Source organism: Lapillicoccus sp. (assembly GCF_039935575.1).
Lineage (GTDB): Bacteria > Actinomycetota > Actinomycetes > Actinomycetales > Dermatophilaceae > Lapillicoccus.
This window is the reverse complement of record NZ_JBDTKA010000117.1, coordinates 49340-55888: the sequence shown is the minus strand read 5'-3', so window position 1 is coordinate 55888 and position 6549 is coordinate 49340. Positions and strand designations below refer to the sequence as shown.

Genomic DNA, 6549 nt, shown 5'->3' with positions numbered 1-6549 from the left:
GCCAGCCGAGCCAGGTTGAGATAGCTGTGCAGCACCGCGCCCGTCCACCACTGGAGGACGACGACATCGGGCTGTTGGGTCCGGACGAACCGGCGGGCGTCGCGCATGGAACGTCCCCAGAACCAGTCCACGCCGTCGTACACCTGGATGTCGGTGTCGTAGTCGAGGTCGTTGACCGCGACGCCCACGCGGCTTCGACCCGGGTAGAGCGCCCGAGGTACGAGCCGGCTCATGAGGACGACGTCCGTCGGCGTGACCGCGGACAGGGCGTTGGCGAGACGGCAGGTGTAGTAGCTGATGCCAGAGGTGAACCGCCAGCCCGAGCCGACCACGAGGACGCGTGGTCCCGGGGGGCCCGGGCGGCTTGGGCGGCTTGGTTCACTGGCGACGGCAGGCATACCCCCGTGCCCGAGGATCGCGCTCACGCGCTCTCCTGCTGCCGTTCCGCGGTGAACACGGACAGCACCGGCGTGGCGTGCTGACGGTGGTCCGAGTGCGAGGTGATCACGTCGGCCGACGGCACGACCTGGGACGCCCCGCCGCGGCGCAGCCGTTCGGTGAAAATCGTCCGCAGGACGCGGAAGCCGTCCCGCCAGGTGTTGAGGTTGCTCTCGCCGTGGATGCGCTCGAGCTCCACGCTCGGCACCTCGTGGATCTGCAGACCACCAGCCGCAACCCGGCAGTTGATCAGGGTCTCGATCTCGAAACCGTCACCCCACTGGTCCTGCGAGCTGCGGGCCGCAGGGATGTTGAGGACCGGCAGGATGTCCCGCCAGAACGCGTTGTAGCCGTAGCAGAGGTCGGTGTACCGCGTGCGGAAGAGCACGTTGGTCAACGTCGTCAACCCGCGGTTGCCGAGGTCTCGCAGCCAGGTGATGTCCTCGCTGCCTCCCTCGCCGAGCACGCGGCTGCCCTTGGCGAAGTCGGCCCCGGCGACGAGGGACTCGACGTATGCCTCGATCTCCTGTGCGTCGGCCGAGCCGTCGGCGTCGAACATGACAATGACGTCGCCGGTCGCGGCCTCGAACCCGCAGGCGAGGGCGTTGCCCTTGCCGCGCCGGGTCTGCTGGATGAAACGTGCCGACGGGAGCGTGCGACCGACGACCATCGCCGTGTCGTCGCTGGAGTGCCCGTCGACCACGATGACCTCGTGGACGTCGGGAAGCTGAGGAAGGACGATCTGGAGGTTCCGGGCCTCGTTGCGGGCCGGGACGATGATCGAGATGGTGGGCGTGGTGGAACGACGGATGGTCGTAGCCATGGGTTCTTCTCCGAGGAAAGGGACGGCAAGGACGGGGCAGCGCGACCACACGGTTCGTGAAACGTGCGGACACAGGAGCACGTCGTCGTCGACGCGGCAGCGTCACGGGTCCACCTGCAGCCGATCACCGTGACAGAAGGGTTTCGGTCTCCCACCGCCGCCGGATTGGGCCCGGTTGCGACCAGTCGTTCCTGGGCGCCCTCCGGTCGAGTGGCACGACTGCCGCCGAGTCCGGCGTGCTCACAGGCCGCCGGTGGTGTACATCTGTGCCATGCCGACCGAGCCAGCCGCCACCGGAGGGGTCTGCACGTGCGGACACCGGCGCGACACGCACCAGCACTTCCGCGCCGGCACCGACTGTGGTGAGTGCGGCTCGGCCGTGTGCCCCGCATACACACCCGTCTCCCCCTGGGGACGTGACCTGGTGCCATGGCTGCGCAGCCGGTTCGGGCGCTCGCCCGCGTAAGGGCCTCGCGCACCCGAGAACCTCTCTGACGCGGCCGACAACACGGGGGCCATTACTCCCATCCGGCTCCCATCCGGCTCCGAACCCTCGGTGACCGCCACACCCCCCCCCGTGAATGGAGCCAGCCGATGAGGCACCAGCGTCCCGTGCTCACCGTGATCGCGACGACCGTCGCCGCCCTCGCCATCCTGCTGCTCGGCGTCGCGCCGGCCCAGGCGGACCAGTCGACCCCTCCCGGCAAGGCGTGGGTTCGCGCCGGTCACCTCGTCCCCGGCATCGGCTCGACCCGCATCGACCTCGTCCCGCAGTCCGGCGCCACGACCTCGATCGCGATGTCCCCGTCGGCCTCCTACGGCGACGTCACCGAGTACCAGAAGATCGACCCGGGCGACTACACCGTCTATGTCCGGCCGCAGGGTGCCTCGCTGGACACCGCGCCCATGTTGCAGCGTGCGTTCACCGTGGTCGCCGGCAAGGCGACCACGCTCGCTGTGCTCGGCACCGTCGACGCTCCCCGCCTGGTAGCCCTCGACGACGACCTGACTCCCCCCGCTGCCAACACCGCACGGGTACGCGTCCTGCCTGCTGCCAGTCACGCCCAGACGGTGTCGGTCGACGCGATGAACGGACCGACGATCACGACCGGTGCCGTCCTCGGCCAGGCCACCAGCTACGCCACCGTCCCGGCGGGCAGCTGGACGCTCAACCTCACGTACAACTCCGGCCTGAGCGCCCAGCAGAGCGTGGGTCTGGCGAGCGGGAGCGTCTACACGGTGGTCATCCTCGACTCCGGTGCGGACAGCGTCCAGATCAAGCTGATCACCGACGCCGCGGGCGCAGTCGCCACCCCGGCGGGCGCGGCCGCGACGGGTGAGGGTGGCATGGCCTCCGAGATCTCCCCGACCTCCGGCATCCAGACCACATCGCGTGACATCGACCCCCTCGGCGCTTCGGCGCTCGCTCTGGCCCTCGTGCTCCTCGCCGTCCGGCACCGTCGTCACCTCCGTCGCGCGCCGATGGCCGCCCGCGTCGAGCGGTGAGCTTGATGAGCCCCAAGCCCAGGTCGCGCAGCGCGCGACTCACGGTGGCTGCGGTGCTCGCGTGCGCTTCGCTCGTCCTCGCTGGATGCGGGGGGGCGCACGACGGAGCCGCCCCCGCCTCCCAGCCCATCCCCTCGTCGGCGTCATCAACTGCCTCGACGACATCGGCGCCGACGACATCCGCCACTCGCGGCCCGGTTGCCGCCGCCACACCGGGGCCGGCCGCCGGCGCCGCCGCGCCGCAGCCGGCGGAGCCAGCTTCCGTCCCGGCGCCGTCCAGCACGGCGGCGGCGGTTCCCGACGCCCTGCGGCCGGCCCGCATCACCATCCCGTCGATCGGCGTCGACTCGGCCCTGGTCGACCTGGCAATCGCCGGCGACGGCACCATCCAGGTGCCGACGGAAGCGCAGCAGGCCGGTTGGCTGGGCACGAGTCCTGCCCCCGGCCAGCGCGGACCAGCGGTCATCGCGGGGCATGTCGACTCCAAGACGGGGCCCGCGGTGTTCTACCAGCTGCGCACGCTCGCCGTTGGCGCGCCGATCATCGTCACCCGCCGGGACGGCTCCCAGGTCACCTTCACGGTGGACGGTTCGCAGAACTTCGCCAAGGCCGGCTTTCCCACCCAGGCCACCTATGGCCCCGTTCCCGGTCCGGCGCTACGCCTGATCACCTGCGGTGGCGAGTACGTCAAGTCTGCCGGTGGGTATCAGGACAACCTTGTCGTCTTCGCCTCATGACCACGTTGCCGACCGGATGGCCCCCGTACTCGAGGGGATGGCCGGCCGCGTCGGCTGACCTTCCTCCGTCCACGTCTTATCCGACCACCACCACCGACCCAGCACCACCGACCCGGTCCGCCCGGTCCGGCCCAACCAGCAGGGGGAAACCATGACCGACACCATCCAGCGAGAGGCGGCGCCGAGCGAGGCCGCCTACCAGTCCGAGCGTCCGTGGGGGCGGTTCGACCAGTACACCCTTAACGAGGTCTCGACCGTCAAGATCATCACCGTCGAGCCCGGTGCGCGGCTGTCGCTGCAGCGGCACGAGCACCGTGGGGAGTTCTGGCAGGTCCTCGACGGACCCATGGACATCCAGGTCGACGACCGGCGGTGGACCGCCGAGCACGACGAGCGGATCTGGGTGCCGCGGGGGGCTACCCACCGGATGGGCAACCCCACCGCCCAGGTCGCTCGGATTCTCGAGATCGCCTACGGCACCTTCGACGAGGACGACATCGAGCGCCTGGAGGACGACTACTCACGCTGAAGACACCGGGGGGCGTCCTCAGTTCTCCAGTGACTCCGGCCCTCCGGGGTTGCAGCCAGTCTGCACCATCCGGCTGTCACTGACGGTCGGCCGCCACGGCTCGATGTTCCACGAGGCCTTGGCGGGGTCGAGCAGCCGGGCATAGACCCAGTGACAGTCGAACTGCGCGCGCATGCCAGGCTGCGCGGCGTCCGGCGCCAACCGGACGACCTCAGCCCACGCCTCGTCCTGGGCGGTCCCGCCCTGGGCGTCCCGGCCGGCCGCGGTCGGGAAAATGTGCAGACTCCGACCGCGAGCAGCGTTGACCCATCGAGCCTGGGCGACGTAAGGCGGCCTCACGCCGCTCGTTTCCTCGGCCGACGTCAACGCAGTGGCGGAGGAGTCGACGGACGGCGTCAGCTCGGCGACATCACGAGCCAGTGCCGTGGGGCTGCATCCCGCAACCGCCACACCTCCCGCGCCGGTCACGAGCACCAGCCCCAGGATGACGGCGACGCGGCGGCAACGCGGCTGGCGTCGTGCCTGGTCACACCGTCCGGGAAGGCGCATCGGTCCATGGTGAGGTATGCATCTGTGTCCGCGCTCCACGGATCATCACCCTTGGCCGTGTGCCGCTGCCGCGGTCACAGTGGGCCCCGGCGATTGGCCCGAAACGGGTCGGTGAGAATGTCGGCATGACCAGTGAGACCTCGGTGACCGACGAGCCAAGCCGAGGGACCGGCGCGCCCGACGCACCGGTCGTGCCGGTCGTGCCGGTCGTGCCGGTTGTGGCCACGGCGAACGGCCGGGTACGAGGTGTGTGGCGCACCTCACCAGACGGGTGGCGGTCGGCGGCATTCCTGGGACTGCCTTTCGCCGAGCCGCCCATCGGCGGCCTTAGGTTCGCTGCGCCCCGGCCGAAAGCGGCGTGGGACGGCGTACTCGACTGCACGGCATACGGACCCACGGCCCAACGCGGTGGGGATCCCGCGAACCAGGGCATCCCCGAACCGTCCATCCCGGGTGAGTCGACGCTCAACGTCAACGTCTTCACGCCGTCGCCGACCACGACCATGCCCGCGATGCCGGTCTTGGTCTGGATCCACGGCGGAGGGTTCACCGCGGGGTCCCCCGCGAGCCCGTGGTACGACGGCCGGGCCTTCAACCGCGACGGGGTCGTCACCGTGACGCTGTCCTACCGACTGGGGTTCGACGGGTTCGGCTGGGTCCCCGGGACTCCACACAACCGCGGCGTCCTCGACTGGCTGCTCGCACTCGAGTGGGTGCGTGCCAACGTCGCCGGCTTCGGGGGCGACCCGTCTCGGGTCACCATTGCCGGCCAGTCGGCGGGTGGCGGAGCGGTCCTGACCCTGCTCGGTATGCCTCGGGCCCAACACCTCTTCCGCTCCGCTCTGTGCATCTCGGGCGCAACCGCCGACGTCACTCCCTCCCGGGCCGAGGCTTACGCGCACCGGCTGGCGGCGACGGCCGGTGTGGAGGCAACGCTGACGGGGTTCCGCTCGGTCTCTGAGGAGCAGCTGCTCGCGGCTCAGCAGAAGCCGGTCAGGGGCCGCGGCCGCCGCGACCCTTTTGCCGGAGTACGGGTGGTGCTCGACGAGGGCCTCCCCCTGGGCCCCATGGTGGACGGAGATCTCGTGCCGGACAAGGCGATCGGGTCCATCGCCGACGGCATCGGGGCAGCCAAGCCGCTCTTGCTGGGGGCGACCGACGACGAGTTCTCCAGCGCGCTGATGGGCTACCGAAACGTGCTGCGGTTCGTCCCTACCTCGTTCATGCTCGACCGGCTCGGTATGGCGCGCGGGCCACGGGCCGCTTACCGTGCGGGCAACGTGAGCGCGACCGGCCCCGGAACGGTCGCGGCCGTCGGCCGCTACATCACCGACAAGGTGTTCCGCGCACCGGTCGTCCGCGTGGCGACCGCGCGGGATGCCTCACCGACATGGGCCTACCGGTTCGCGCGGCGCTCGCCGGCGTCCGGGCTTGCGGTGCACTGCGCCGACCTGCCCTACTGGTTCGACTGCCTGGACGCGGATCGCGTCGAACGGTTGACCTCCGCGCCGCCTCAGCGGCTGGCCGACGAGATGCACGCTGCGGCAGTGCGATTCGTCAAGGACGGTGATGCCAGCTGGCCGGTGTGGACGCCGACGACGGGCGAGGCCATGGTCTTCGAGGAGCCGAGCTCAGTCGTCGAGCACGCCTTCCGTGACGTGGAGCCGTTGGTCTCGACGCCACAGTGATCCAGCTCCACGGTTCAATGAGTTCTGCCCGCGGGTGCAGTGGAGGGCGTTCCGCCGATGTCCTCGCTCGCCGACCGTAACGGCAACGGTCTGGGCTACCTCGACCACGGGGACGAAAACGCCTGACCCGTATGCGTAGGATCCGCCGACTAAACCCACCGCCTCCGCGATGACTACTTCGACGCCGTCCAAGAGAGGAAGGAGGGTGATACCGGTCGGAAATCGGACCGCTATCACCCTCCTCTACCACCCCGACCGAGCTCGGTGGCAGGTGAAGGA

Annotated in this window: 7 protein-coding genes; 4 read left to right on the top strand and 3 right to left on the bottom strand. The window is 70.2% G+C overall.

Going from position 1 to position 6549, the window contains the following annotated elements; translation table 11 throughout:
- A partial coding sequence (locus ABI385_RS14520; protein ID WP_348104470.1) for a hypothetical protein occupies positions 1-425 on the bottom strand: 425 nt, incomplete at its 3' end.
- A complete protein-coding gene (locus tag ABI385_RS14515) occupies positions 422-1261 on the bottom strand; it encodes a glycosyltransferase family 2 protein (protein WP_348104469.1) in 840 nt (279 codons plus the stop codon). The genes ABI385_RS14520 and ABI385_RS14515, both read right to left, overlap by 4 nt.
- Positions 1262-1855: 594 nt before the next feature.
- On the opposite strand from ABI385_RS14515, the gene ABI385_RS14510 reads away from it, so the two are divergent.
- From ABI385_RS14510 to ABI385_RS14500, 3 genes are all read left to right on the top strand, one after another.
- Positions 1856-2767, top strand: coding sequence for a DUF4397 domain-containing protein (locus ABI385_RS14510; protein WP_348104468.1), 912 nt, complete (start codon positions 1856-1858; stop codon positions 2765-2767).
- A gap of 5 nt (positions 2768-2772) precedes the next feature.
- Positions 2773-3504, top strand: coding sequence for a class F sortase (locus tag ABI385_RS14505; protein ID WP_348104467.1), 732 nt, complete (start codon positions 2773-2775; stop codon positions 3502-3504).
- Positions 3505-3655: 151 nt separating this feature from the next.
- Complete coding sequence (locus ABI385_RS14500) at positions 3656-4033, top strand: phosphomannose isomerase type II C-terminal cupin domain (RefSeq protein WP_348104466.1); 378 nt, start codon at positions 3656-3658, stop codon at positions 4031-4033.
- An 18-nt stretch (positions 4034-4051) separates the two neighbouring features.
- On the opposite strand, the gene ABI385_RS14495 is transcribed toward ABI385_RS14500, so the two are convergent.
- Positions 4052-4582 carry a DUF2599 domain-containing protein gene (locus ABI385_RS14495; RefSeq protein WP_348104465.1) on the bottom strand — a complete coding sequence of 177 codons (531 nt, stop codon included), beginning with the start codon at positions 4580-4582 and terminating at the stop codon, positions 4052-4054.
- Positions 4583-4707: 125 nt separating this feature from the next.
- Between ABI385_RS14495 and ABI385_RS14490 the strand changes: the two genes are divergently transcribed.
- On the top strand, positions 4708-6270 hold the full coding sequence (locus ABI385_RS14490; RefSeq protein ID WP_348104464.1) for a carboxylesterase family protein: 1563 nt from the start codon (positions 4708-4710) through the stop codon (positions 6268-6270).
- The last annotated feature ends 279 nt before the right edge of the window (positions 6271-6549 follow it).